Here is a 2,929-nt window from a genome sequence, read left to right as displayed (position 1 = left end):
CAAAGTCGGTGGCTGCCACACCGTCTTGTTTAACCACCGTCGATGATTGGAAAAATAATGTCTCGGTCTGTTCAAAACATGCCAACCGAAACCTATGACTATGTCATCATCGGCGCGGGATCGTCCGGGTGTGTGTTGGCCAATCGCCTGTCTGCAGATCGCGATGTGAGTGTCTTGTTGCTCGAGACTGGCGGCTCGGACATCAATCCGTTTGTGGCCGCCCCGGTTGGTGAAACCCAACTGCTGGGCAGCGCATATGACTGGGCTTTCCAGGCAGAGCCCGAACCGCGATTGGGGAATGCAATAATGGAACAGGCCCGCGGCAAGTGCCTTGGGGGGTCGTCCTGTATCAATGGCCAGCTATATTTTCGCGGGCACCCAGGGGATTACGACGAATGGGAGGCACTGGGCAATACCGGCTGGGGCTACAGGGATGTGTTGCCGATATTCAAGAAATTGGAACGCTGGGTTGGCGGCGAAGATGAATTTCGCGGCGACAAAGGCCCGCTAAGCGTGATTGGCAACACCTATGACAATCCGCTGTTCGATGCGTTTGTGCAGGCGGGCGTTGAAATGGGTCACCATCGAGTTGACGATTTCAATGGTGCAGATCCCGAAGGGTTTGGCCACTGCCAACACACCCATTACCGGTTTCCGGTGCTGCGCTGTTCGGCGTCTTACGCATTTCTTTTTCCGGCCCGGTTCCGGCGAAACCTGACGATCCGCAAACTAGCCGTGGCAGACCGGGTTCTGATCGAAGACAAGGTCGCAAAAGGGGTAATTTATACGCGTAAGGGTCAGCAATATCTGGCCCGCACAAACCGCGAAGTTATTGCCAGCGCCGGGCCGTATCAGTCGCCCAAACTCCTGATGTTATCCGGCATAGGGGACGGCGCACAGCTGGCCAAGCATGGCATCGAAACAGTCGAGCATGTGCCGGGAGTTGGTCAAAACCTTCAGGACCAAACCGGGTCATTTGTACAGCATGACTGCACTCAGCCCATCACCTATTTCACTTACACCAAACCATTGCGCGCCGCCGTCGCCGTGGCAGAGTGGCTGTTGTTGGGGCGTGGTCCGCTGACGTTGTTCCCGATGGCCAGCAGTGCGATGTTGCGCTCATCCACAGCGGCTTCACGGCCGGATTTACAGTTCTACATGTTCCCGGTTGCGGTAAACCAACATTCCGAGGGTACGTTCGAGCCACGCTCGCATGCCTATAATATTCATTGGGGTGTCATTCATCCCAAAAGTCGGGGGTCGGTGCGGTTACGCTCAACCCGGTCTTGCGATGATCCGATTATTCAGCACAACTATTTTGCTGCCGAAGAGGACCGGGTTCTTAACCGCAAAGCGTTCAGAATTGCCCGCGACATTCACGCGCAAAAGGCGTTGGCCCCCTATCGCGGGCCCGAGGTAGCCCCTGGGCCGGAATGCCAGAGCGACGCGGATATTGACGATCATACATCGCGCTATTTCGCCAATCACTATCATGCGTGCGGTACCTGCAAAATGGGCGTTGACGACGCCGCCGTGGTGAATCCGCAGTTTCAGGTGCGCGGTATTAAAAACCTGCGTGTCATTGATACATCGGCGATGCCCATTGTCGTGTCCGGCGGTTTGAATGCCGCGGCCATGATGTTTGGCGAAAAAGGCAGCCAAATGTTGATAGACGCATGGAAATAATAAACGCCGCAGGTCGACATGGATGGAGGACACCCCAATGAAAGATAACGTTGCACAGTATCTGGATGCCCATGGCATTGATCACCCAAGCAATGCCTTGGCGCGTCGTGACGTTGCCCACTGGATTGACGGCAAGCCGATTGCTGAAGGCGTGCGAATTGACGTGTTCGAGGCCAGCACAGGGGGTGTTTTGTGTCAGACTTTTGAAGCCACGCAAACTATTGTGGACATGGCGGTTCAGGCGGCGCGCCTTGCGTTTGACAACCCCAAATGGTCCGGCTTGCGCCCACTTGACCGACAGGCATTGGTGCTGCGGCTGGCCGATCTGATCGAAGAAAACGCCAGCGAACTGGCCTTTCTGGAATCGGTGGATGTGGGCAAGCCGATAGCGCAGGCCAGAGAGGTCGACATTGCCGGATCGGTCGATGTGTTGCGCTATTTTGCCGGGTGGAGCGGTAAAATTGATGGCCGCGCTGCGCCGCTGGCGGCCTATGATCCGCAGTATTTTGGCATGACCCTCAAACATCCGGTGGGTGTTGTCGGGGCAATTGTGCCGTGGAATTTCCCGTTGCAAACGCTGGTCTGGAAAAGCGCCGCCGCCCTTGTTGCGGGCTGCACATTGGTGATCAAACCCAGCGAAATCACGCCCCTGACGGCGCTGCGATTTGCCGAACTTACCAAACTAGCGGGGTTTCCCGACGGGGTCATCAACGTGGTCAACGGCACCGGGGCGATCACCGGCGCGGCGCTTGTGGCACATCCCGATGTCAACAAGATCACCTTTACCGGCTCGACCGAGGCGGGGTTGGTCGTTGGGCGCGCAGCACTTGGAACGATGAAACGGATCACCCTTGAGCTTGGCGGGAAATCCCCGGTTCTGGTGACCAAGAACGCTGATATTAATTGCGCGGTCGAGGGTGTTGTGAATGGTATTTTCTTTAATGCCGGTCAGGTGTGCGACGCGGGTTCAAGGCTGATTGTTGCGGATGAAATCCACGATGTTTTTATGCAAAAGCTGGTCGAACATGTGCGCGCCCTGCCGATCGGGCCGGGGCTGGATGAACAGGTATTTATTGGCCCGCTGGCGTCAGAGGCGCATAAGCGCAAAGTTGCGAGTTTTGTCGAACTGGCAAAACAGGGCGGGCTTCATATGGTGGTTGACCAATGCGCCGTACCGGAAAACGGATATTATTGCAGCCCGGTCATCATTCAAGACTGTCCGCCCGATCATCCTTGTTGGACA

Annotated in this window: 2 protein-coding genes; both read left to right on the top strand. The window is 56.2% G+C overall.

Going from position 1 to position 2,929, the window contains the following annotated elements:
- Window positions 1-57 precede the first annotated feature (57 nt).
- Window positions 58-1,686, top strand: coding sequence for a GMC family oxidoreductase (locus tag ACWB12_RS03775; protein ID WP_479528732.1), 1,629 nt, complete (start codon window positions 58-60; stop codon window positions 1,684-1,686).
- Window positions 1,687-1,723: 37 nt separating this feature from the next.
- Window positions 1,724-2,929, top strand: a 1,206-nt coding sequence (locus ACWB12_RS03770) for an aldehyde dehydrogenase family protein (protein ID WP_479528731.1), incomplete at its 3' end; no start/stop codon positions are given.

The sequence above is a fragment of the Profundibacter sp. genome, assembly GCF_056498605.1.
Note: the sequence above shows the minus strand (reverse complement) of the source record. Positions and strands in the feature narration are given on the sequence as shown.

Bases quoted from the DNA above. Each gene is read 5' to 3' on its own strand.
- ACWB12_RS03775 (WP_479528732.1), top strand. From the start codon at position 58: ATGTCTCGGTCTGTTCAAAACATGCCAACCGAAACCTATGACTATGTC.